The organism is Streptomyces sp. NPDC004065 (genome assembly GCF_044903565.1).
Taxonomy (GTDB): Bacteria; Actinomycetota; Actinomycetes; order Streptomycetales; family Streptomycetaceae; genus Streptomyces.
On the sequence record NZ_JBJDQT010000014.1, the window covers coordinates 149,265 to 173,817 of the forward strand.

Consider the following 24,553-nt stretch of genomic DNA (forward strand, 5'->3'; position numbering starts at 1 on the left):
GGGGCAGAACTCAACCAACCGACTCCTCCCCCCACGGCACCTCAAGGGAGTTCGCATGCTGCACGGCATCGATGTCAGCGCGTACCAGTCCGCCACCTACGGCACGAGCGGTCTCTCCTTCGTCTTCATCAAGGCGACGGAGGGCCGCTCGTACGTCAACTCCAGGCTCAGCGCCCAGACCAAGCACGGCCGGGACGCCGGACTGGTCGTCGGCTTCTACCACTTCCTGTGGCCGGGCAACATCACGGCCCAGGCGGAGTACTTCGTCTCCCACGCCCCCGAGAAGGCGGGCGATCTGCTCGCCGTCGACTGGGAGACCACCGGTGAGGGCACCCACGCGTCCAACGCCGAGAAGGACCACTTCATCCGCAAGGTGAAGGAACTGCGCCCGCACCACCGGGTGCTCCTGTACACCAACCGGCACTTCTGGCTGAACGTCGACACCACCTCGTACGCCGGCGACGGCCTCTGGATCGCCGACTACGTCTCCGCCGGCCATCCGCGCATCAAGGCCAAGTGGCGTTTCCACCAGTACACCGACGAGCCCCACGACAAGGACGTGGCGAACTTCTCCAGCAGGACGGCGCTGCGGGAGTGGGCGCGCGCCTGAGCGGCACCGGCCCCGGCGCGGGCGGGACGGACCGGCCCCCGGTGCCGGTCCCGTGCGCTCCGGGGCCGGCCGTGCGGCTACCCGCGGAAGTCCGCCGTGCGCTCCGGGGACGCCTCCGCCAGGGCCTCGGTGACGGCGTCGACGCCCGCGCGCAGGCCGTAGACCGGGGTGCCGGGCTGCTGGCGCCAGGAGTCGTCGATGCCGCCGGCGTCCACCGTGTCGAAGCCGATCTCCTCGATCAGGGCGCGGACCTTCGCCTTGGCGGCGGGGTCGTCGCCGGCCACCGGGAGCGCCATGCGGTCGGGCGCTCCGGCGGGCCGGTGGCGGTCCAGGAGGTCCGCCGCGAAGGTGCCGTTGAACGCCTTGACCACCGGGTGGCCGATCCGGCGCTCGGTCCAGCGGCTCTCGGTGAGGCCCTCGTCCTCGATCTCCGCGATCCGGCCGTCGCGCTGCTGGGGGTAGTAGTTGCCGGTGTCGATCACCGCGACGCCCTCGGCGGCCCCGTCCAGCAGGCCGGACGGCAGCTCCGGGACCCGCTTCAGCGGGACGGTGACCACGACGATCTCCGCGCCGCGCGCCGCCTCCCCGGCGCGGACGGGGGTCGCGCCGGTCTCCTCGGCCAGCGCGGCGAGCGTCTCGGGGCCGCGGGAGTTGGCGACCCGGACCTCGTGACCGACGGCGGTGAACCGCCTGGTCAGATGGGAACCGATGTTGCCCGCGCCGATGATGCCGATCCTCATGTCCTGCTCGCCCTGCCCTTCCGGGTTCGGATGTCCGCAGACTTCACGGCGCTGTGCAACCCCGGTGCCGGGACGGCTATTCCGGGGCTGTGGCGAACGGGTGAGACCCGGGCGCGGGAAACGGGAAGCGGGGCGCCCGCCGCCGTACGGCCGGGCGCCCCGCCTCTCCGCGTCACTTGCTCAGGTAGGCCCAGAACTCGTCGAACGAGAGGACCTTGTCGCCGTTGAGGTCGCGGGTCCTGATGATGGCCTCGGCCACCGTGTCGGTGACGTTCCAGTCGCCGCCCTGGGCCAGGGCGGACTTGAACTCGGCGGCGGTGATGTACCCGTCACCGTCCGCGTCGATCCGCTGGAATTCCTTGCGTGCTGCCTCGATGTCCGCCACCGATCCGCCCCTTTTGTCTCGCGTTGACTCTGTCGTGCTGTCGTAGTGACGCAGGTCAGATTAACGGCCCGGCCAGGCCTTCAGTGCCGCGACCACCCAGGCGAACTCCTCCTGGTGCCTCGGCGGCTCCTGCTCGCCCTTGACCGCGGCCGCCAGCTCCCGGTAGCGGGCGACCTCCCGGCCCAGGTCGATGCGGCGCAGCACGGCCGCCCGGTCGGCGTCCGCACCCAGCAGCTCGGTCAGCACGGCGTCCGCCTCGGGGTTCCCGGGCGCCACGCCCCGGGCCCGTGCGTCGCCCACCAGGTCCACCAGCCGGCGGAAGAACCACATGGAGGCGCCGGCCGGGGTGTCCGGGCCGCGGTCGGCCGCGTTGTACTCGATCAGCCTGCGCATCGCGGCCCGGAACTCCTCGTCCTGGAGCAGCTCGGCCAGCTCCACCCAGGCGTCCACCTGCTCCGGGGTGGGATCGTCCGGCAGGTTCACGCCGATCGCCCGGGTCCGCTCCCGGATCCAGGGGTCCGCCGTGTCCAGGCCCTGGAAGATCTCCTCCACGAACTCGTCCACGATCCGCTGCCGCTCGGCCGCCGACAGCCGCGCCAGTCTGTTCATCAGGGTCGTCTCCTCCGCACTCGCACCGCGTCGTGCCACGGTCGACAGCACCGCCCGGGTCACCTTCAGGGACCGGATCTGCGCGTCCAGCGCCGCCACGTGCGCCGCCGCGACCTGGGCGACGGTCCGCTCCCCGGACAGCACCCGGCGGACGTCGTCCAGGCCGAGGCCCAGCTCCCGCAGGGTCCGGATCAGCTCCAGGCGTGCCACGGACGCCGCGTCGTACAGGCGGTAGCCGCCCGCGGAGCGGGCCACCGGGGGCAGGGCGCCCTCGTCGGACCAGTAGCGGATGGTCCGCACGGTCAGTCCGGTGGCCCGCGCCAGTTCGCCGATGGTGAGAAGTCCGGTGCCGTCGTCGATCACGTCTGCGAGTCTGGGCCTTCCAGTGGGTGGAGACTCAAGGCGCCCCGTGGCCCGGACCTCGCGGGGCGCACCGCACGGGCGCCCCGCCGGTCCCCCGCTCGCCCGGGGGCCGGGCCCCGGGCCGGGGTCAGCGGAAGACGCCCGTGTGGCCCAGCGAGTAGCGGCCGGGCTGCGGGTAGACCGCGAGCCCGTGCGGGCCGCTGCCGACCTTGATGCGGGCCAGCTGGGCGCCGGTGCGGGTGTCGATGGCGTACACCTCGGAGTTGTAGCGGCCCGACAGCCACAGCACCTTGCCGTCGGCGGAGACGCCGCCCATGTCCGGGCTGCCGCCCTGCGGCAGGCGCCACTTGGCGGTGAGCCGGCCGCGGGCGAAGTCGAAGAGGGAGACGGTGCCCTCGCCCCGGTTGGACACGTACATCACGCGGGAGTCGCGGCTGACGTAGAGGCCGTGCGCGCCCTTGCCGGTGTAGAGGAACCGCGGTGTGCCGAAGGTGTCGCCGTTCAGGATCCACAGGCCGTTGGCCACCATGTCGGCCACGTAGAACGTCTTCCCGTCGGGCGAGATCTTGACGTCCTGGGGCATGGCGCCGGGGAAGTCGAGCTTCTGCTGGCCGGTCACCTTCATCGCGGCGGTGTCGACCCTGAGCAGTTCGCCGCTGAACTCGCAGGAGACGATGAAGTAGCGGCCGTCCATGGAGAAGTCGGCGTGGTTGACGCCGGCGCAGCGGACCGGGACGGTCTTGACCGTCTTCATGGTGTGCGCGTCGCGGAACACCAGCTCGCGGTCCTTGGACGCCATGACGACGGCGTACTTGCCGTCCGGCGTGAAGTACAGGTTGTACGGGTCGTGCACGTCGACGGGCTTGCCCGCCTTGCCGGTCCTCGGGTCGATGGGGGTGAGGGAGTTGCCGAGGTCGTTGTTGACCCAGAGGGTCTTCAGGTCCCAGGACGGCACGACGTGCTGCGGCTGCCGGCCCACGCGGATGGTCTCGACGACCCGGTACGTCGCGGGGTCGATGACGGTGACGGTGTCCGAGTTGGTGTTGGGCACGTAGACGCGGGAGGGGAAGTCCTTGACCACCGGGGAGAGCCGGCCGGGACGGTCGGCGGCGTAGAGGTCGGACGGGTCGAGGACGGGCGGCATGCCGGGCAGGCCGTCGACGCCCGGCCGCTTCGGCGGCTGCTCGGCGGGCGCCTCGCTGCCGAGTGCCTCGTCGGCGCGGTGCGCGGAGCCGCCGCAGGCGGGCAGCGCGGCCAGTGCGGCGCAGACGGCGCCGGCGGTCAGGGCCCGGGTGAGGCGGGGAATCGAGGTGGGTCGCATCAGCTCAGCAGCTCCGTGGTGGTCACCGCGCGCAGGCCGCGGCGGTCGAGTTCGTGCAGTACGTCGGGGAGGGCGGCCGCCGTGTCGGGAAACCCGAAGTGCATGCTCACCACGGACCCGTTGCGGGCCTCGGCCAGTACCTTGCGGGTGACGGCGGCGGCGCCGGGCCGGGTGAAGTCGAGGGAGTCGACGTCGTAGGACAGCACGTGCGGGTAGCCGGCGCCGTGCGCCAGGTGCTGCACCAGCGGGGAGGCGGTTGGGGCGCGCGAGGGGCGGAACCAGGTGCCGATCGAGCCCGTGAGCCGTCTGAGCCGGTCGGCGCAGGCGGTGATCTCCGCGCGGGCCTCCGGCTCGGGCAGCGCGTTGACGGCCAGGTGCCGCTCGGTGTGGTTGCCGAGGTCGTGGCCGCCGTCCAGGATCCGGCGGGCCATCCGCGGGTACCGCTCCAGCCAGGTGCCGACGGCGAGCACCGTGAGACGGGCGCCGCGCTTCTCGGCCGCGTCGAGCAGGGTGCGGGCGAGGTCGGGGTCGCCCTGGCCGTGGAAGGTGAGCGCGATGCGCGGCCTGTCCCGCGGGCCGTGCGTGATCTGCGCGGGCTGCCGCGGGAAGGCGCGGGGAGCGGGCGCGGCCGGGGCCGAGGCGGCGGGGTGCGCCGCGGGGCGGGAGGAGGCGGTGCCGGAGGACGTCACGGGGCGCGGGCCGGCGCCGGTCGCGGAGCACCCGGCGGCGAGCGCGCCTGAGGTGACGAGTCCGGCACCGGCCCGCAGCACACCGCGGCGGTCGGTCGTGGTCACCCGCACCATTTAAGGCCCGAAGCCCGCCAAAACCGGCGATTCACCCATCCGGCCCCCGAGCGGGCGTCGCCCCCGGGGATACTCCGGTGGGGTCCGGCGCGCCGTCCGGAGGGTCAGCGTTCGGGCACCCTCATCTCGAACCAGGTCGTCTTGCCGCGCGGCAGCAGGTCCACGCCCCAGCGGTCGGCCAGCTTGTCCACCAGGAACAGGCCCCGGCCGCTGATGTCGAGCTCCTGCACGGGCATCAGGCAGGGCAGGCCCCTGGAGGGGTCGCGGACCTCGACGCGGATCCCGCCGCGGCGGCGGCGCATACGGAGGCCGAAGACCCGGGCGCCGGTGTGCCGTACGGCGTTGCCGACCAGTTCGGAGACGAGCAGCACGGCGTCCTCGGTCAGTTTGGGCGTCAGGCCCCACTGGCGCAGTACGACGACCTGGGCGAGCCGGCGGGCGATGGCGGCGGACTCGGGACGGGACGGTAACGGAACCTCGGCCTCCGTGGGGTTGCCGTACAACTCCAGCGCCTTCAGCGCCCGGTCGTCCTCGACCGCGGGCGACCAGCGCGCCGCAGCGGTCGCATGGTGCGGCCCCCGCGGCTGTTCCATGCCCTCCAGCCCCGCCATGCACCCATCATGGCCGCCCCACGGTCACGGCGGGGCCGTTCCGGCCGAATACGCCCCCCGGGCGCCCCCGTTCACTCCTATTCGAGCGGCATATGCCCTGGCCGTTCCGGGCCGCTGAACAGCCCGCCCCCTGCGCGCACGGTCCGGCCGGAGGCGGCCGCCCGCTCCCCGGCACGGCATGCTTAAGGCTGCCTTAAGGCGGCGATAAGCCTTCCCGGCGACGGACGCGGATCGGACGCCGTGTCAACAGCAAGGGGCCGGGCGGGTCTTTTTCCCGCCCGGCCGGCCGTGCGGCTCAGAGGGACCGGCTCAGAGGAACCGGCTCAGAGGAACTTCGCCTTGCCCGGGCCCTCCTCGACGAAGCTGCGCATCCCGCGCTCGCGGTCCTCCGTGGCGAACAGCCCGGCGAACCAGTTGCGCTCGACGGCGAGCCCGGTCTCGATGTCCGTCTCGAGCCCGGTGTCGATGGACTCCTTGGCCGCGCGCAGCGCGATCGCCGGGCCCTGGGCGAGCCTGGCCGCCCAGGCGTGGGCGGCCTCGTAGACCTCGGCGGCCGGGACGACCCGGTCCACCAGGCCCAGCGCCAGGGCCTCGTCGGCCTTGACCTGACGGCCCGTGAAGATGAGGTCCTTGGCCTTGGAGGGGCCGATCAGCCGGGACAGCCGCTGGGTGCCGCCCGCGCCCGGGATCAGGCCGAGCAGGATCTCCGGCTGGCCCAGCTTGGCGTTGTCGCCGGCGATGCGGTAGTCCGCGCAGAGGGCGAGTTCGCAGCCGCCGCCCAGCGCGTAGCCGGTGACGGCGGCGACCACGGGCTTGGGGATGCGGGCCACGGCGGTGAACGCCTCCTGCAGGGCGCGGGCGCGCAGGACCATGGCCGCGTGGTCCATCACCTGCATCTCCTTGATGTCCGCGCCGGCCGCGAACACCTTCTCGCCGCCGTACAGGATCACGGAGCGCACGTCCTCGCGGCGGCCCGCCTCCTCGGCGAGCTCCTTGAGCCGGTCCTGCGTGGCGACGTCGAGCGCGTTCATGGGCGGGCGGTTCAGGCGCAGCGTGCCGACGCCCTCGGCGACTTCCAGAGTTACGGTCATGGGAAGCAGGTTAACGGCGACTAACGGCGGCCGGCCCGGTGCGCTCGCTCACACCGGGCCGGCCGCCGTTCGTCCCCCTGGTTCGCCTTGGGTCCCCCGGGCCGTTCGTTCCCCTGGTTACGCCTTCCACTGCTCCCAGGACATGTTCCAGCCGTTGAGCCCGTTGTCCGGGGCGACGGTCCGGTCGTGGGAGTTCCTGACCTCGACCACGTCGCCGATCATCGAGTGGTTGAAGAACCAGGCGGCCGGCACCCCGCTGTCGTAGCCGCCGCGCACGTCGCGCAGGCCGACGCAGCCGTGGCTGGCGTTGTAGTTGCCGAAGGCGCCGCCGCCCCAGTAGTTGCCGTGGATGAAGGTGCCGGAGGTGGTCAGGCGCATGGCGTGCGGGACGTCCTTGATGTCGTACTCGCCGCCGTAGCCGACCGTCTCGCCGTTCATGCGGGTCACCGTGAGCTTCTCGCTGATGACCATGCGGCCGTTCCAGGTGTCGTAGCCGGGCTTGCCGGTGGTGACGGGGATGGTCTTCACGACCTTGCCGTCCTGGGTGACCTTCATCGTGTGCTTGGCGGCGTCCACGACGGACACCTGGTTGCGGCCGATGGTGAAGGACACGGTCTTGGTCTGCTTGCCGTAGACGCCGGGGCGGCCCTCGACGCCGTCCAGGTTGAGCTTGACGGTGACCTTGGTGCCGGCCTTCCAGTAGTGCTCGGGGCGGAAGTCGAGGCGGTCGTTGCCGAACCAGTGGCCCTGGACGTCGACGGCCGGCTCGGTGGTGATCCGGACGGCCCGCTTCACGGCGTCGGGGTGGGTGATGCCCCGGGTGAAGCGGACGGAGAACGGCATTCCCACGCCGACGGTGGAGCCGTCCTCGGGCGTGAAGTAGCCGACGAAGGTGTTCTTCGGCGTGAGCGTGGTGAAGCTGGAGTCCTCGGCGGCCTGGCGGCCCGCGGAGTCCTTGGCGACCGCGTGCACGGTGTACTTGGTCGAGGCGGCCAGGTGGGTCTCCGGCGTCCAGGAGGTGCCGCCGGTTATCCTCCCGGGTATCACACCGCCCTTGGCGTCCTTGACGACCACCTGGGTGAGCGTGCCCTTGCTCGCGCTGACCTTGAGCGCCCCGCTGGTGTCGACGGACTTGGCGCCGTCCTTGGGCGCGATGGTCACCACCGCCTGCGACTGCCCGCTCCCGGCCTCGCCGGCGTTCTTGCCCTTGCCGGCGCTGGACGCCCCGCCGGAGTCCCCGCCGCCGCACGCGGTGACGGCGAGCACCAGCACGCCGGAGACCAGCGCCAGCAGCCCCCTGCTCCCCCGTCGTGCCCCGTGTCGCCGCGCGTCAACCGACGCCCCCCATATCGGCCGCACGTTCAAGTTGGTCTCCCCTCCCCGGGCCGGAAGGGCCCGCGCCCCGGCGCTCCCCGCGCACTCTGGCGCATATTAACCACAAGGTCAGGGGCAGGATGTCAGGCAATTGTCACTGTTCCGTCCCAACTTCAACAGCCACCGGACACGGTCCTCACATCCTCCCAACGTGTGGCGCCGGCCGCTCAGTTGACGGCGCTGCCCGCCTTCCACTCCTCCCAGCCCATGTTCCACCCGCCGAGGCCGTTGTCGGGAGCGACCTGCCTGTCGTTGCTGTGGACGACCTCGACCACGTCGCCGACCAGGCTGCGGTCGAAGAACCAGCCCGCCGGGGTGTCGGAGCCGCCGCCCCTGACGTCCTTCAGGCCCACGCAGCCGTGGCTGACGTTGACATGGCCGAACGGGTCGGGCGTCGACCAGTAGTTGCCGTGCGCGAAGGTGCCGGAGCCGGTCAGCCGGATGGCGTGCGGGACGTCGGGGATGTCGTACTCGCCGCCGAAGCCGACCGTGCGGCTGTTCATGCGGGTGACGTCGAGCATCTCCATCATCACCATCTTCCCGTTGTACGTGGTGGTCCCGGGCGCCCCGGCCGTGATGGGCACCGTCGCCAGCAGTTCGCCGTCGCGCCGGACCTGCATGGTGTGCGCCGCCGCGTCGACCAGGGAGACCTGGCTGCGGCCGACGGTGAAGGAGAAGGTCTTGTACTGGAGCCCGTACACGCCCCGCGCCCCCTCGACGTCCCTCAGCCGCAGCTCGACGGTCACCCGCGTGCCCGGCCGCCAGTAGTGCCGGGGCCTGAAGTCCAGGCGGTCCCGCCCGAACCAGTGGGGACGGATCTCCACCGGGGGCCGGGCGGTGACGCGCACCGCGCGCTCGACGGCGGCACGGTGCTCGATCGCCCGGCTGAACGACAGGGAGACGATCATCCCGGTGCCGACCACGGAGCGGTTCTCCGGGGTGACGTAGCCGATGAAGCGCTCGTCGGGGACGTAGGTGGTGAAGGTGGTGTGGCGGGCGGAGCGGCGTCCGTCGCCGTCGACCGCCACCGCGTCGACCGTGTACCTGGCGGCGAGGGCGAGCCGGTCGTCGTCGGGCCGCCAGGTCCGCCCGTCGCGGGAGAGGTGCCCGGGGACGGGCGTGTCCTGCGCGTCCTGGGACCTGACGACCTGGACGGACTGCAGACGCCCCTCGGTGGCCCGCACCCGCAGCCTCCCGTCCGGGCGGACCCCCTTGCTGCCGTCGTCCGGGGACACCCTGACGACGTCCTCCGGGGCCCGCTGCTTGCCGAACATCCCGCCGAGATCGGGCGAGCCGCCCGAGGTGCAGCCGGCGGCACCGGCCAGCAGCCCCGCCCATGTCAGTACGGCGGCCAGTGCGGCCCTCACGCGCCGTGCGCGCCCAGTCACATCCCTCACACACTTCCCAACGACCGGCCCCGCTCCCGGGAAACGTGAGTGCGAGCCACGCTCTGGGCAGAACACTGGGGAGGGACAACGCGATGGGGAGCCGCGCCCGTCACCGAGCCGCGTCGGCCGTGGCGCCCCGGAGGCGAACGAGCCGAAAAAAGGGGCCGACCAGGTGTCCAGCGCAGCCGAACAGGAGGCGGTGGCGGGCGGGCGCGCCGCCACGGACGGACACCCGTCCGCCGTCGTGAACGGCGCGCGCCGCGCCGCGCCACCGCCCGCGGCGCCCGTGTGGCCGGGCGCGCCGACGCCGCTGGGCGCCCGCTTCCGGACCGGCCCGGACGGGGTGGCGGGCACCAACTTCGCCCTCTGGGCGGCCGGGGCGGAGGCGGTCGAGCTGTGCCTCTTCGACGCGTCCGGCCGGGAGACCCGCGCCCCGCTGACCGAACTGACGCACGAGATCTGGCACGGCTTCGTCCCCGGCGTGATGCCCGGCCGGCGCTACGGCTACCGGGTGCACGGCCGCTGGGACCCCTGGACCGGCGCCCGCTGGAACCCGGCGAAACTGCTGCTCGACCCGTACGCCCGGGCGGTGGACGGCGAGTTCGCGCTGCCGCCGGAGGTCTACGGCCACGTACGGGACTGGCCCGACCAGTCGGTCGCCGACACCGTGCGCGACGAGCGGGACTCCGCGCCGCACGTGCCCAAGGGCGTCGTGGTCCACGACGACGACGACTGGTCCGACGACCGGCGCCCGAAGACGCCGTGGGCCGACTCGGTGATCTACGAACTGCACGTGCGCGGGTTCACCAGGCTGCACCCGGACATACCCGCCGAGCTGCGCGGGACGTACGCGGGCCTGGCCCATCCCGCCGCGATCGAGCACCTGGTGAAGCTGGGCGTGACGGCGGTGGAGCTGCTGCCCGTGCACCAGTTCGCGCACGAGGACCACCTGCTGCGCCGCGGCCTGCGCAACTACTGGGGCTACAACTCCATCGGCTACTTCGCCCCGCACGCCGGCTACGCGGCCTCCGGCACCGGGGGCGAGCAGGTCGGCGAGTTCAAGCGGATGGTGCGCGCGCTGCACGCGGCCGGCATCGAGGTGATCCTCGACGTGGTCTACAACCACACCGCGGAGGCGAACGAGTACGGCCCGACGCTGTCCCTGAAGGGCATCGACAACCAGCGCTACTACCGGCTCCAGCCCGACGCGCGCCGGTACGCCGACTACACCGGCTGCGGCAACACCCTGCACGTGGTCCAGCCGCACGTGCTGCGCCTGATCACCGACTCGCTGCGGTACTGGGTGACGGAGATGGGCGTGGACGGCTTCCGCTTCGACCTCGCCGCCGCGCTGGCCCGCTCGATGCACGACGTCGACATGCTCTCCCCGTTCCTCGCCGTGATCGCCCAGGACCCGGTGCTGCGGCGGGTCAAGCTGATCGCGGAGCCCTGGGACGTCGGCTCGGGCGGCTACCAGGTGGGGGCGTTCCCGCCGCTGTGGACGGAGTGGAACGACCGCTACCGGGACACCGTGCGGGACTTCTGGCGGCACGCCCTGCCGGACGTGCGGGAGATGGGCTACCGGCTGTCGGGCTCCAGCGACCTGTACGCCTGGGGCGGGCGCCGCCCCTACGCCTCGGTCAACTTCGTCACCGCGCACGACGGCTTCACCCTGCGCGACCTGGTCTCCTACCAGCACAAGCACAACGAGGCCAACGGCGAGGGCAACCGGGACGGCACGGACGACAACCGCTCCTGGAACTGCGGCGCGGAGGGCGAGACCGACGACGAGCGGATCCGGGCGCTGCGGCGCCGGCAGCTGCGCAACCTGATGACCACGCTGCTGCTGTCCACGGGGGTGCCGATGCTGGTGGCGGGCGACGAGCTGGGCCGCACCCAGGGCGGCAACAACAACGCCTACTGCCAGGACAACGAGATCGGCTGGCTGGACTGGTCCCTGCTCCAGGAACCGGGGTGGAGGTCCCTGTTCGACCTCACCGCCCGGCTCCTCGCCCTGCGCCACCGCCACCCCGTGCTGCGCCGCCGGGCCTTCTTCTCCGGGCGCGCGCACTCGGCGGACGGGCTGCGGGACCTGGCCTGGTTCACCCCGCGCGGCTCGGAGATGACGGAAGGGGACTGGTACGCCCCCGCGGCCACCCTCGGGATGTACCTGTCCGGCCGGGACATCCCGGGCCGGGACGAGCGCGGCGAGGCGGTCTGCGACGACAGTTTCCTCGCGGTGCTGCACGCCGGGGAGCGCCCGGTGCGGTTCGTGCTGCCCGGGCCGCCCTGGGCCGAGCACTACGAGGTGGTCGTCGACACCTCGCGGGAGGAGCAGGCACGGCCGCCGGGTGCGGTGCACCGGTCGGGCGCGGCCGTCACGGTCCCGGCCCGGTCGGTGCTGCTGCTGAGGGTCGCGGACTGAGGGGCGCGGCCGGGTGGGGCGCGGACCGGGGGCGCGGGCCGGGTGGGGCACGGACCGGGGGCGCGGGCCGGGGCGCGGAGCAGGTGCGCGACCGTACGGCCGAACGCGCAGGTCGTAGGACCAGCGGCGGAGGCGGGCCCGGCCGAAACTCGGTGGGCGATGTCAGTGCCGTTCCGTAGTCTCGCTCCTGATGCCCACGACACCCGACGCCACCGACGCCACCGACACCGCCGACGCCGCCGACACCGCCGACGCCGCCGAGCACCGCGCCGGCCCGGCCGGCCGGTCGGCCGTGCGCACCCTGCTGCGGCTGTGGCCGTACGTACGGCCGGTGCGCGCCCGGATGCTCGTCGCCGCACTCGTCGCGATCGTCGCCTCCTGCGTGGGGCTGGCGATCCCGCTCGTGCTGAAGTGGATGGTGGACGGGCCGGTCGCCGGCCACGACCCGTCGGGCGTGTGGCTCGGCGCGCTGTACCTGCTGCTGCTCGGGCTGGCCGAGGCGGTGCTGTTCGGGCTGCGGCGATGGCTGGTGGCGCGTCCGCTGTCGCACGTCGAGGCGGAGATGCGGGCGGACCTCTACCGCCATCTGCAGCGACTGCCGGTCGCCTTCCACGACCGCTGGGCGTCCGGACAGTTGCTGTCCCGGGGCACGACGGACCTGATGCTGCTGCGCATGTTCCTCGCCTTCCCGCTGACGTTCCTGCTGGTCAACGGCGTGACGATCCTGGTCGGCGTGGGAGTGATGCTGCTGCAGGACTTCACGCTCGGACTGGTGATCCTCGGGCCCGCGGTGCCGGTGGTCGTCATGTGCGCCTACTTCGAGAAGCGGTACGCCGAGGTGGCGCGGCTGGCGCAGGACCAGGTGGGCGATCTGACGACGGTGGTCGAGGAGGGCGTGCTCGGCATCCGCGTCATCAAGGGCTTCGGCCGGCACCGCAGCCAGGCGCGCGCCTTCCGCGAGCTGTCCGGCACCCTGCGCGGCACGGAGCTGCGCAAGGCCCGGCTGCTGGCGAGCATCTGGGCGGTCATCATGACGCTGCCCGAGGTGGCCATCGGGGCGGCGCTGGTGGTGGGCGTGGTGCAGGTCGCGGACGGCTCGCTGTCGGCGGGCACCCTGGTCGCCTTCCTGTCCACGGCGCTGGCCCTGCGCTGGCCGGTGGAGTCGATCGGCTTCCTGCTGGCGATGAGCCAGGAGGCGGCGACGGCGACGGAGCGGTACTTCGAGGTGATGGACGCCGAGCCGGAGAGCGGCGCGGGGACCGAGCGCGCGGAGGTCCGTACGGCCGGGTCCGCGGACGCCCGTACGGCCGGGACCGGGCCCGCGGACGCCCGTATCGCCGGATCCGCGGAGGTCCGTACGGCCGCGGCGGGCGCCGCACGGTCCGCCGCCGCCCTCGCGCCGCGCCCGGACGGCGGGCTGCGCTTCGAGGGCGTGCGCTTTCGCTATCCCGACGCCCCGCCCGGCACCCCGCCCGTGCTGGACGGCGTCGACCTGCACATCCGCCCGGGCGAGTCGATGGCCCTGGTGGGCGCGACCGGAAGCGGCAAGACGACCCTCACCGCGCTCGTCCCGCGTCTGCACGAGGTGACGTCGGGCCGCATCACGCTCGACGGACGGGACATCACCGCCCTGGCCCGCGAGGAGCTGCGCGCGCTGGTGGCCGTCGCCTTCGAGGAGCCCACCCTGTTCTCGGCGAGCGTGGGCGACAACGTTCTCATGGGTGCCGGCGAGGGCGCCGGCGCGAAGGAGCTGGAGCGCGCGCTGTCCGTGGCCCAGGCCCAGTTCGCGCACACCCTCCCGCAGGGCACCGCCACCCAGGTGGGCGAGCAGGGCCTGAGCCTGTCCGGCGGCCAGCGGCAGCGGCTCGCGCTGGCCCGCGCGGTGGTGGGCCGCCCGCGCTTCCTGGTCCTGGACGACCCGCTGTCCGCCCTGGACGTGCACACCGAGGCCGCGGTGGAGGCCGCGCTGCGCCAGGTCCTCGCCGGCACCACCGCCCTGATCGTGGCGCACCGCCCCTCCACGGTGCTGCTCGCCGACCGGGTCGCCCTGCTCTCCCGGGGCAGGATCGCCGCCGTGGGCACCCATCACGAGCTGCTGCGCGCCAACGCCGAGTACGCCCACCTCATGTCGGGGGAACAGGAGGACGACGACCGATGACGGCCCCCACGGCATCCGTTCCGGCCACCGCCGGCGAGGAGGACCTCCCCCGCCCCCAGGACGGCGGCGACCCGTTCGACCGGGACGTCCTGCCCACGCCGCCCGGCGCCACCGGCGCCCTGCTGCGCTCGCTGCTCGCCCCGATGAAGGCGCGCGTCGCCGGCACCACGCTCCTGCTGCTGCTCCAGCAGGCGGCCGTGCAGGCGGGCCCGCTGCTGGTGGCGTACGCCCTCGACACCGCCGTACCGGCGTTCCGGGACCACGACCGCGGGCCGCTGCTGGCGGTGGCGGCCGGCTATCTGCTGTGCGCGCTCGCCTCCGGGGCGCTGCAGTGGGCGTTCATCACGGCCTCGGCCCACGTCAACCAGGACGTGCTGCTGGACCTGCGCGGCCGTATCTTCCGCCATGCGCAGGCGCTCAGCGTGGACTTCCACGAGCGGTACACCTCGGGCCGGCTCATCTCCCGCTCCACCACGGACGTGGAGTCGCTGCGCGAACTGCTCGACGAGGGGCTGCAGGAGCTGGTCACCGTCATCCTGTCCTTCGTCTACATCTCGGCGCTGCTGCTCTGGCTCGACCTGGGCCTCGGGGCGGTCGCCGTGGCCTCGTTCGTCCCGTTGTACGGGCTGATCCGGGTCTACCGGCGGCGCGCCGGGCGGGTGTTCGAACAGCGGTCCACGGCGATCGCGGCGGTGATCGTGAAGTTCGTGGAGACGATGAACGGCATCCGCCCGGTGCGCGCGTTCCGCCGCGAGGCGGCCAACGAGGCGGACTTCCGCGTCCTCAACCGCCGTCACGAGCGGACGAACGGCGACGCCATGCTGGAGATGGCCCGCTACGTCGTCGGCTCCCGGCTGGTGGCCAACACGGCCGTGGCGGTGATCGTGCTGTGGGGCGCCCACCGGGTGGCGGACGGCTCGCTGGAGCTGGGTGTGCTGGCGGCGGCGGTGCTGTACCTGCGCCGGCTGTACGACCCGATCGACCGGCTCGGCATGTTCCTCAACTCCTACCAGTCGGCGGCGGCCTCGCTGGAGAAGATCGCCGGCCTGCTGGCGCAGACACCCTCGGTCCCGGAACCGGCCACGCCACGGCGGCTGCCGCCGCTCGCCTCCGAGCACCCCGGTCGTGAGGTGGTCTTCGACGGCGTGCGCTTCGGCTACCGCACCGGCGGCGAGGTGCTGCCCCGCTTCGACCTGACCGTCCCGGCCGGGCAGACCGTCGCGGTGGTCGGCTCGACCGGCGCGGGCAAGTCGACCCTGGCCAAGCTGCTGGCCCGGTTCTACGACCCCTCCGGCGGGCGGGTGCTGCTCGACGGGGTGGACCTGCGCGACCTCGCGGTGCCGGAGCTGCGGCGCGGGGTGGTCATGGTGACCCAGGAGGCGTTCCTGTTCTCCGGCACGGTCGCGGAGAACATCGCCATCGGCCGCCCGGACGCCACCCGCGAGGAGATCGAGCGGGCGGCGAAGGCGATCGGCGCGCACGACTTCATCGCCGCGCTGCCCGACGGCTACGACACCGACGTCCGCAAACGGGGCGGACGCATCTCGGCGGGACAGCGCCAGCTGGTGGCGTTCGCCCGGGCGTTGCTCGCGGACCCGGCCGTGCTGATCCTCGACGAGGCGACCAGTTCCCTGGACGTCCCCGGCGAGCGGGCGGTGCAGCGGGCGATGGCCACGGTCCTGCGGGGCCGTACGGCGGTGGTGATCGCGCACCGGCTGTCGACCGTGGAGATCGCGGACCGGGTGCTGGTGATGGAGCACGGCCGGATCGTGGAGGACGGCACCCCCGAGGAACTGATCGCCGGCACCGGCCGGTTCGCGGACCTGCACCGCGCCTGGCGGGACAGCCTGGCCTGACCCGCGCGGCGAGCGGCGGCCGGGAGGCCCCGGACACCCGTCCCCCGCGGACACCCATCCCCGCGGACACCCGGCCGCCGGGCCGCCGGCGGACTGACCGGCCGGTGAGTTCCGCCGTCGCGTTGCTCCGTCGCGACCGCGAACCGAACCCGTCCGCATAGCGAACAGGAACATCCGGACAACGAACGATTTCCGGCCAAGTTGATGACGCGCTCCTGACAAGGAGCGTGATCTCCTGTCACTCTTCCCCTCGGCCGCTCACAGCCACCCCACAGCACCCCACGTTCGACGGCTGTGCGCGGGCCGGCACACGAGCACCTGGTTCCGCGTTACGACCTGTTCTGCCCGGGCGGCGCACCCCGTCCGGATCTCCCCTGGCCGCGCGACCCGCGGCCACGCAGAAGGAGTCAGTGTTGAGTAGCCAAAGCTCTCGCAGACGCACCTCCCACACCACCCCCCGCCGCACCGCGGGTCTGGCCCTCGCCGGCGTCGCCGCGCTGATCGCCGCGGCCGTCCAGACGGGCGCCGCCAGCGCCGCCCCCGCGCGGGCTCCGCAGGCAGGGAAGATCAACCCGGCCCACGTCGCCGTGAAGCTCACGCCCTCGCAGCGCGCCGAGCTGGTCCGTGACGCCGACGGCGCCAAGGCGCGCACGGCGAAGGACCTCGGCCTGGGCGCGAAGGAGAAGCTGGTCGTCAAGGACGTCGTCAAGGACGCCGACGGCACCCTGCACACCCGCTACGAGCGCACCTACGCCGGACTGCCCGTCCTCGGCGGCGACCTGGTCGTGGACACCGCGAAGTCGGGGCAGACCCAGCGCGTCGTGAAGGCGACGAACGCGGCCGTGAAGGTCGCGAGCCTGACTCCGAAGGTGGCGAAGGCGACCGCCGAGAAGCAGGCGGTGCAGCGCGCCAAGGCCCTGGGCGCCGACCGGGCCGCGGTGGACCAGTCCTCCCGCAAGGTGATCTGGGCGGCGAGCGGCAAGCCGGTGCTGGCCTACGAGACGGTGATCGGCGGCTTCCAGGACGACGGCACCCCGAACCGGCTGCACGTCGTCACCGACGCGACCACCGGCAAGGAGCTGTACCGCTACCAGGCCGTCGAGACGGGCATCGGCAACACCCAGTACAGCGGCCAGGTCACGCTGACGACGACCCAGTCCGGCTCGACGTACACGCTCAACGACGGGTCGCGCGGCGGCCACAAGACGTACAACCTCAACCACGGCTCGTCCGGCACCGGCACGCTGTTCTCGCAGTCCAGCGACACCTGGGGCAACGGCACCACGTCGAACGCCGCCACCGCGGGCGCCGACGCGCACTACGGCGCGGCGGTCACCTGGGACTTCTACAAGAGCGCCTTCGGCCGCAACGGCATCCGCAACGACGGCGCGGCCGCCTACTCCCGCGTGCACTACGGCAACTCGTACGTCAACGCGTTCTGGGACGACGGCTGCTTCTGCATGACCTACGGCGACGGCTCCGGCAACACCGACCCGCTGACCTCACTGGACGTGGCCGGCCACGAGATGAGCCACGGCGTCACCTCCAACACCGCGGACCTGAACTACTCCGGCGAGTCCGGCGGCCTGAACGAGGCCACCTCGGACATCTTCGGCACCGGCGTGGAGTTCTCCGCCAACAACGCCTCCGACGTCGGCGACTACCTCATCGGCGAGAAGATCGACATCAACGGCGACGGCACCCCGCTGCGCTACATGGACAAGCCCAGCAAGGACGGCGCCTCGGCCGACTCCTGGTACTCGGGCGTGGGCAACAAGGACGTGCACTACTCGTCCGGCATCGCCAACCACTTCTTCTACCTGCTGAGCGAGGGCAGCGGCGCCAAGGTCATCAACGGCGTCAGCTACAACTCGCCCACCGCGGACGGGCTTCCGGTCACCGGCATCGGCCGGGACAAGGCGCTGCAGATCTGGTACCGGGCGCTGACCACCAAGTTCACCTCAACCACCAACTACGCGGCCGCCCGCACCGGCACGCTGGCGGCGGCGGGCGAGCTGTACGGCACCTCCAGCACCGAGTACAAGGCGGTGCAGGACGCCTGGGCGGCCGTCGCGGTCGGCTCGCGCTCCGGCGGCGGCGGAGGCGGCGGCACGTCGTTCGAGAACACCGGCAACGTGTCGATCCCGGACCACGGCTCGGCGGTCACCTCCTCCATCAGCGTCACCGGCAGGACCGGCAACGCCCCCTCGAACCTCCAGGTCTCGGTCGACATCGTGCACACCTACCGCGGTGACCTGGTGGTCGACCTCATCGGCCCGTCGGGCACCGCCTACCGGCTGAAGAACTCCAGCGGCTCGGACTCCGCGGACGACGTGCACGCGACGTACACCGTGAACGCGTCCTCCGAGACCGCCAACGGCACCTGGAAGCTGCGGGTGCAGGACGTCTACACGTACGACACCGGCTACATCGACGGCTGGAAGCTGACCTTCCCGTAAGCCGTCCGCAGCCCCCTCGCGCACCCCGAGTCAGGGCGCCGTCCCGGAGGTCCAAGCCCTGGGACGGCGCCCGTTCACGCTGCCGAAACATATTCCGGACAGTCATTTTTTGGCCAACATCACTTCGGGGTCATGACATGTACGCGTCCTAGGTGTCACTCTTCCTGACACCGCCGCACGAGCACTGCACTCCCGCCCCTCGATCCGGTCCGGCAACCCCACGCCCGACCGGGCTCCCCCACATAAGGAGCTTGTGTGACTCCCCGCTACGCGCGTCACAAGCGCACCACCCTGGCCATCGCCACCGCCGTCGCCGCCGGCGCCCTGCTGAGCACCGGGCTGACCACCAGCGCCTCGGCCCAGCCCGCGGCCGACACGGCCGGCCGGGGTTCCCTCGCCGCCGCCCCCACCGCGCTGTCCGCCGCGGCCCGCACCTCCCTGATAGCCGATGCCCAGGCCGGCGCGGCGGCCACCGCCGAGCGGATAGGCCTCGGCGCGAAGGAGAAGCTGGTCGTCAAGGACGTCGTCAAGGACGCCGACGGCACCGTGCACACCCGCTACGAGCGCACCTACGCCGGACTGCCCGTCCTCGGCGGCGACCTGATCGTCCACACCTCCGGGGCCGGCAGGGCCGAGGGCGTGACCAGAGCCACCAAGGCGGCCATCAAGGTGGCCTCGCTCACCCCGAAGATCGCCACCGCCAAGGCCGAGAAGCAGGCGCTGACCGCGGCCGAGGCCGCCGGCTCAAAGAAGCCCGCCGCCGGCAAGGCCCCGCGCAAGGTCATCTGGGCGGGCAGCGGCACGCCGGTCCTCGCCTACGAGACGGTCGTCGGCGGGTTCCAGGACGACGGCACCCCGAACCAGCTGCACGTCATCACCGACGCGGTCACCGGCAAGAAGCTCCACGAGTACCAGGGCGTGGAGACCGGCACCGGCAAGACGCTCTACTCCGGCACCGTCACCCTCAGCACCTACAAGTCGGGTTCGACGTACCAGCTGTACGACACCACCCGCGGCGGCCACAAGACGTACAACAAGGCCCACAGCTCCAGCACCTCCCAGGGCACCCTGTTCACCGACGCGGACGACGTCTGGGGCACCGGCGCCGCCTCCAGCTCCACCGCGGACCAGACGGCCGCCGCGGACGCCGCCTACGGCGCCCAGGTCACCTGGGACTTCTACAAGGGCACCTTCGGCCGCAACGGCATCAAGAACAACGGCGTGGCCGCCTACAGCCGCGTGCACTACGGCAACCAGTACGTCAACGCGTTCTGGGACGACGGCTGCTTCTGCATGACCTACGGCGACGGCTCCGGCAACAACCACCCGCTGACGTCGCTGGACGTGGCCGGCCACGAGATGAGCCACGGCGTCACCTCCAACACCGCGGGCCTGAACTACTCCGGCGAGTCCGGCGGCCTGAACGAGGCCACCTCGGACATCTTCGGCACCGGCGTGGAGTTCTACGCCAACAACACGTCCGACAAGGGTGACTACCTGATCGGCGAGAAGATCAACATCAACGGCGACGGCACCCCGCTGCGCTACATGGACAAGCCCAGCAAGGACGGCGGCTCCGCCGACTACTGGTCCTCCTCCGTCGGCAACAAGGACGTGCACTACTCGTCCGGCGTCGCCAACCACTTCTTCTACCTGCTGAGCGAGGGCAGCGGCGCGAAGACGATCAACGGCGTGAGCTACAACTCGCCGACGTACAACGGCTCCACCGTCACCGGCATCGGCCGCGCCAAGGCGCTGCAGATCTGGTACAAGGCGCTGACCACGTACATGACCTCGACCACCAACTACAAGGGCGCCCGCACGGCGACGCTGAACGCCGCGTCGGCGCTGTACGGCTCCGGCAGCACCGAGTACAACGCGGTGGCGGCTGCCTGGTCCGCGGTCAACGTCAGCTGACGCCGGCCGGGACACGATGACGGGGACGGCCCCCGGGAGGACCACTCTCCCGGGGGCCGTCCTACGCTTGGGTCGCATGTCTGCACAGGACTTCACCTACGCGGAGGTCGGGGTCACCCGCGACGGCGCCTCCCCCTGCCCGCCGGGCTTCCACCGCATGCAGGTGCGCACGCGCATCGGCGAGGGGCATCAGGTGTTCCGGCGGGCGTCACAGGCCCTGCTGACCTGGGAGATGCACCGCGCGATGGGCGTGGGCATCGAGGCGAGCGCCGAGCGCGCCGCGCCCGGCGTCGACGTCACGGTCAGCCTGGCCGGTGTGATCAAGGCGCCCTGCCGGGTGGTCTGGACGGTGGAGGAGCAGCGCCGCGCCGGCTGGGCGTACGGGACGCTGCCCGGCCATCCGGAGACCGGCGAGGAGTCCTTCGTCGTGGACCGCACCGGCGACGGCACCGTCTGGCTCACCGTGACCGCCTTCAGCCGCCCCGCCAAGTGGTACGCCCGCGCGGGCGGCCCGGCCACCCGCGGCCTCCAGCACGCCTACGCGCGCCGCTGCGGCACCACCCTGCGCAGACTGACCGCGGGCCTCGCGGAGGACTGACCGGGCGCGGCGCGGGCGGCGGTCACCGCATCAGGACCCCGGCCCCCTCTCCCGTCTCCTCGGACGGCACGGCCAGCAGGCCCATCTCCGCGCTCGAGGCGAGCAGGCGGTGGGACGGCAGGATGCGGACCGTGTAGCCGTAGGGACCCGTGCGGTCCAGGGTGAGGGGGCCCTCGTAGACCCAGCGGCCCTCGTGGTCGGGGGCGCCCATCGGCTTCAGCGGGACCGTGCACGCGTCGGTGATGCGGTCCTCCTCGTCCACCCGGCCCGAGACCGCCTGCACCTCCACGTCCTCCGGGCCGAGCCCGCCGAGTCCGACCCGGACCCGCAGGCCCAGGGTGGTGCCGAGCTCGGCGGTGCCCGTGGACGCGGAGCCCGGGACGTTCTCGGCGACCGGCGAGGACGTCTCCACGTGGTCGACGGTCACCTCGTGCCAGGCCGCCCGCACCCGCGCCTTCCAGGCCGCCAGCTCACGCGCCGCGTCCGCGTCCAGCTCCCGGTGGGCGTGCGCGGCCGGGGCGTACAGCCGCTCCACGTACTCCCGGACCATGCGGCCCGCCAGCACCTTGGGCCCCAGCAGCGTCAGCGTCCGGCGGACCATCTCGATCCAGCGCTCGGGCAGCCCGAGGCTCCCGCGCTCGTAGAACCGGGGGGCGACCCGCTGCTCCAGCAGGTCGTACAGGGCGGCGGCCTCCACGTCGTCGCGGTGGTCGGGGTCCGTGCCCGCGCCGTCCGCCGTCGGAATGGCCCAGCCGAAGTCGGGCTGGTACCACTCGTCCCACCAGCCGTCCAGCACGGACAGGTTCAGACAGCCGTTGAGCGCGGCCTTCATCCCGGAGGTGCCGCACGCCTCCAGCGGGCGCAGCGGGTTGTTCAGCCACACGTCGCAGCCGTGGTAGAGCTTCTGCGCCATCGCCATGCCGTAGTCCGGCAGGAAGACGATCCGGTGGCGCACCCGCGGGTCGTCGGCGAACCGCACCAGCTCCTGGATGAGCCGCTTGCCGCCGTCGTCCGCCGGGTGCGCCTTGCCCGCTACGACGATCTGGAGGGGGCGTTCGGGGTGCAGCAGCAGGTCCATCAGCCGGTCGCGGTCGCGCAGCATCAGCGTCAGCCGCTTGTACGAGGGGACCCGGCGCGCGAAGCCGATGGTCAGCACGTCGGGGTCGAACACGCCGTCGATCCAGCCCAGCTCGGCCGTAGCCGCGCCGCGCTGCCGCCAGGACGCCCGCAGCCGCCGGCGCACCTCGTCCACCAGCTGCTCCCGCAGACCGCGGCGCAGCTCCCAGATGTCCTGGTCGGGGATGTCGGCGACGGAGTCCCAGCGTTCGGAGCCGCCCACGCTCAGCGCGTCCTCGGTGCGCTGCGGGCCGATCTCGCGGGCGCCCAGCCGGAAGACCTCCGGAGCCACCCAGGTCGGGGCGTGCACCCCGTTGGTCACGGAGGTGATCGGCACCTCGTCGGCGTCGAATCCCGGCCACAGTCCGCGGAACATCTCCCGGCTGACCTTGCCGTGCAGCAGGGAGACGCCGTTGGCGCGCTGGGCGAGCCGCAGGCCCATCACGGCCATGTTGAACAGGTTCGGCTCGCCGCCCGGATAGGTCTCCATGCCCAGCTGGAGGATCCGCTCCACGTCGATGTGCGGCAGCTCGGCGTCGGGTCCGAAGTGGCGGGCGACCAGTTCCCGGTCGAAGCGGTCGATGCCGGCGGGGACGGGGGTGTGGGTGGTGAACACGGTGCCCGCGCGCACCGCCTCCAGGCCCGCGTCGAAGTCCAGGCCCTGCTCGCACAGCTCGGCGATCCGCTCCAGGCCGAGGAAGCCGGCGTGTCCCTCGTTGGTGTGGAAGACCTCCGGTCCGGGGTGCCCGGTGAGCCGGCAGTACGTCCGCACCGCCCGCACACCCCCTATGCCGAGCAGCATCTCCTGGAGCAGCCGGTGCTCGCTGCCGCCGCCGTAGAGCCGGTCGGTCACCCCGCGCTCGCCGAGGTCGTTCTCCTCGACGTCGGAGTCCAGCATCAGCAGCGGGATCCGGCCGACCTGCGCCAGCCAGATCCTGGCGTGCAGCGCCCGGCCGCCGGGCAGCGCGAGGGAGACCCGGGCCGCGCTGCCGTCGGCCTCCTTGAGCTGGGTGACGGGCAGCTCGTTGGGGTCGAGGACCGGGTAGTGCTCCTGCTGCCAGCCGTCCCGGGACAGGGTCTGGCGGAAGTATCCGTGCCGGTAGAGCAGGCCGACCCCGATGAGCGGCACGCCGAGGTCGCTGGCCGCCTTGAGGTGGTCGCCGGCGAGGATGCCGAGGCCGCCGGAGTACTGGGGCAGGGCGGCCGTGATGCCGAACTCGGGCGAGAAGTAGGCGACGGCGGCCGGCAGGCCCGGGGGCTGGGCCTGGTACCAGCGGTCGCCGCTGACGTAGTCGCGCAGGTCGTCGGCCGCCGCGGTCAGCCGGCGCAGGAAGCGGCGGTCCTCGGCGAGCTCGGCCAGCCGCGCCGGGCTCACGCTGCCGAGGAGGCGCACCGGGTCGCCGCCCGAGGAGGCCCAGTGGTCCGGGTCGACGGACTGGAACAGATCACGCGTCTCCGCGTGCCAGGACCAGCGCAGGTTGCGGGCCAGCTCACTGAGCGGGCGCAGGGGCTCGGGGAGAACGGGACGGACGGTGAACCTACGGATCGCCTTCACATTCCACCTCGGCGTGACGCGTTCGCTGGATGGACGCACGGCGCTGTGCGTCCCGTCACTATCGACGGTACCGGTGTCGGTGCCGGCGCCGCTGGCGTCCGGCGATCCCGAGCGGCGCCGGGGGTGCTCTCCCGCCCTTGTCCGGAGTGGCCGGTCTTGTGCGTGGACATACGCGTGAGTAGTTAACAAAGTGCCGGATTGCTCACCCGAATAGGGTGGGAAGGCTCCACCGGGTACACCCGACAGGTAGACCACGTACACCCCACAGGTAGACCACGCAGGACCCACCTCCCCACCGACATCCGCCCACACCCTCGTTGACGCGGACAGGAGCGGTCATGCCCGCCACGCACCACTCGGCAACACCCCCGACGACCAGCACGGCCGGCACGGCCGGCACCAGAAGCAGAACCGGTACGACCGGTACGGCCGGTACGGCCGGTACGGCCGGTACGGCCGGTACGGCCGGTACGGCCGGTACGGCCGGTACGGCCGGTACGGCCGGTACGGCCGGTACGGCCGGCAGGACCGGCACGGACGGCGCGAGCGGCGCCTCCCGCACCCGGGGCTCGACCGGCGCGGCCGGCGGGCCGGGCCCGGCGGACGGCGGTACCGCCGTGGGCCGGATCCCCGTCCTCGACGTCCGGCCCGTGGTGCTGCGCGGCCGCCGGCCGGCGAAGGCGGTGACCGGCGAGTCGTTCGAGATCTCGGCCACCGTCTTCCGGGAGGGCCATGACGCCGTGGCCGCCAATGTCGTCCTGCGTGACCCCGAGGGCCGTCCCGGCCCCTGGACGCCGATGCGCGAGCTGGCGCCCGGGACCGACCGCTGGGGCGCCACCGTGACCGCCGGCGAGCCCGGCCGGTGGACCTACACCGTCGAGGCCTGGGGCGACCCGGTCACCACCTGGCGGCACCACGCGCGGATCAAGATCCCGGCCGGCCTGGACACCGGCCTGGTCCTGGAGGAGGGCGCACGCCTGTACGAACGGGCCGCCGAGGGGGTGCCCGAGGGCGAGGAGCGGGAGGCCGTCCTGGCCGCGGTGGCGGCCCTGCGGGACGAGGAGCGGTCCGCCGCGGCACGGCTGGCGGCGGCGTTGACGCCGGAGGTGGACGCGGTGCTGGCCCGGTACCCGCTGCGGGAGCTGGTCACCGCCTCCGACCCGCTGCCGCTGCT

At 72.8% G+C, this 24,553-nt stretch carries 17 protein-coding genes and 1 pseudogene; 8 read left to right on the forward strand and 10 right to left on the reverse strand.

Going from position 1 to position 24,553, the window contains the following annotated elements; genetic code table 11:
- Positions 1-55 precede the first annotated feature (55 nt).
- Complete coding sequence (locus ACI2LW_RS17425) at positions 56-610, forward strand: glycoside hydrolase family 25 protein (RefSeq protein WP_404732052.1); 555 nt, start codon at positions 56-58, stop codon at positions 608-610.
- A 77-nt stretch (positions 611-687) separates the two neighbouring features.
- On the opposite strand, the pseudogene ACI2LW_RS17430 reads toward ACI2LW_RS17425, so the two are convergent.
- The 9 genes and pseudogenes from ACI2LW_RS17430 to ACI2LW_RS17470 all read right to left on the reverse strand — a co-directional run.
- Positions 688-1,374: pseudogene (locus ACI2LW_RS17430) on the reverse strand (NADPH-dependent F420 reductase); the annotation flags it as partial.
- 148 nt (positions 1,375-1,522) lie between these two features.
- Positions 1,523-1,735, reverse strand: a complete 213-nt coding sequence (locus ACI2LW_RS17435; RefSeq protein WP_404732053.1) for an EF-hand domain-containing protein — start codon at positions 1,733-1,735, stop codon at positions 1,523-1,525.
- A gap of 60 nt (positions 1,736-1,795) precedes the next feature.
- Complete coding sequence (locus ACI2LW_RS17440) at positions 1,796-2,707, reverse strand: MerR family transcriptional regulator (RefSeq protein WP_404732054.1); 912 nt, start codon at positions 2,705-2,707, stop codon at positions 1,796-1,798.
- 127 nt (positions 2,708-2,834) lie between these two features.
- Positions 2,835-4,028, reverse strand: coding sequence for a hypothetical protein (locus ACI2LW_RS17445; protein WP_404732055.1), 1,194 nt, complete (start codon positions 4,026-4,028; stop codon positions 2,835-2,837).
- The gene (locus ACI2LW_RS17450) at positions 4,028-4,831 is read right to left on the reverse strand and encodes a polysaccharide deacetylase family protein (RefSeq protein ID WP_404732056.1); all 804 of its coding nucleotides are present in this window, start codon (positions 4,829-4,831) and stop codon (positions 4,028-4,030) included. The genes ACI2LW_RS17445 and ACI2LW_RS17450 overlap by 1 nt, the downstream gene beginning before the upstream one ends.
- A 104-nt stretch (positions 4,832-4,935) precedes the next feature.
- Positions 4,936-5,442: an ATP-binding protein gene (locus tag ACI2LW_RS17455; protein ID WP_404732057.1), complete on the reverse strand. Its 507-nt coding sequence runs from the start codon at positions 5,440-5,442 to the stop codon at positions 4,936-4,938.
- A gap of 323 nt (positions 5,443-5,765) precedes the next feature.
- Entirely contained in the window at positions 5,766-6,533 is a 768-nt protein-coding gene (locus ACI2LW_RS17460; protein ID WP_404732058.1) for an enoyl-CoA hydratase/isomerase family protein, read from the reverse strand.
- Between the two features lie 117 nt (positions 6,534-6,650).
- Positions 6,651-7,898: an Ig-like domain-containing protein gene (locus ACI2LW_RS17465; protein ID WP_404732059.1), complete on the reverse strand. Its 1,248-nt coding sequence runs from the start codon at positions 7,896-7,898 to the stop codon at positions 6,651-6,653.
- 176 nt (positions 7,899-8,074) lie between these two features.
- Complete coding sequence (locus tag ACI2LW_RS17470) at positions 8,075-9,304, reverse strand: Ig-like domain-containing protein (RefSeq protein ID WP_404732060.1); 1,230 nt, start codon at positions 9,302-9,304, stop codon at positions 8,075-8,077.
- Positions 9,305-9,467: 163 nt separating this feature from the next.
- On the opposite strand from ACI2LW_RS17470, the gene glgX reads away from it, so the two are divergent.
- The 6 genes from glgX to ACI2LW_RS17500 all read left to right on the forward strand — a co-directional run bounded on the left by glgX (position 9,468) and on the right by ACI2LW_RS17500 (position 20,708).
- A complete protein-coding gene (glgX, locus tag ACI2LW_RS17475; RefSeq protein ID WP_404732061.1) occupies positions 9,468-11,720 on the forward strand; it encodes a glycogen debranching protein GlgX in 2,253 nt (750 codons plus the stop codon).
- A gap of 190 nt (positions 11,721-11,910) precedes the next feature.
- Positions 11,911-13,878: an ABC transporter ATP-binding protein gene (locus ACI2LW_RS17480; RefSeq protein ID WP_404732062.1), complete on the forward strand. Its 1,968-nt coding sequence runs from the start codon at positions 11,911-11,913 to the stop codon at positions 13,876-13,878.
- Positions 13,875-15,734: an ABC transporter ATP-binding protein gene (locus ACI2LW_RS17485; RefSeq protein WP_404732063.1), complete on the forward strand. Its 1,860-nt coding sequence runs from the start codon at positions 13,875-13,877 to the stop codon at positions 15,732-15,734. The genes ACI2LW_RS17480 and ACI2LW_RS17485 overlap by 4 nt, the downstream gene beginning before the upstream one ends.
- 413 nt (positions 15,735-16,147) lie before the next feature.
- A complete protein-coding gene (locus tag ACI2LW_RS17490; protein WP_404732064.1) occupies positions 16,148-18,193 on the forward strand; it encodes a M4 family metallopeptidase in 2,046 nt (681 codons plus the stop codon).
- A gap of 255 nt (positions 18,194-18,448) precedes the next feature.
- Complete coding sequence (locus ACI2LW_RS17495) at positions 18,449-20,110, forward strand: M4 family metallopeptidase (RefSeq protein WP_404732065.1); 1,662 nt, start codon at positions 18,449-18,451, stop codon at positions 20,108-20,110.
- A gap of 76 nt (positions 20,111-20,186) precedes the next feature.
- Positions 20,187-20,708, forward strand: coding sequence for a DUF1990 family protein (locus ACI2LW_RS17500; protein ID WP_404732066.1), 522 nt, complete (start codon positions 20,187-20,189; stop codon positions 20,706-20,708).
- 22 nt (positions 20,709-20,730) lie between these two features.
- Here ACI2LW_RS17500 and ACI2LW_RS17505 read toward each other — a convergent pair whose 3' ends face one another.
- A complete protein-coding gene (locus tag ACI2LW_RS17505; protein ID WP_404732067.1) occupies positions 20,731-23,379 on the reverse strand; it encodes a glycosyltransferase family 1 protein in 2,649 nt (882 codons plus the stop codon).
- Between the two features lie 338 nt (positions 23,380-23,717).
- On the opposite strand from ACI2LW_RS17505, the gene ACI2LW_RS17510 reads away from it, so the two are divergent.
- The coding region (locus ACI2LW_RS17510) for a maltotransferase domain-containing protein (RefSeq protein ID WP_404732068.1) at positions 23,718-24,553 on the forward strand (836 nt) is incomplete at its 3' end.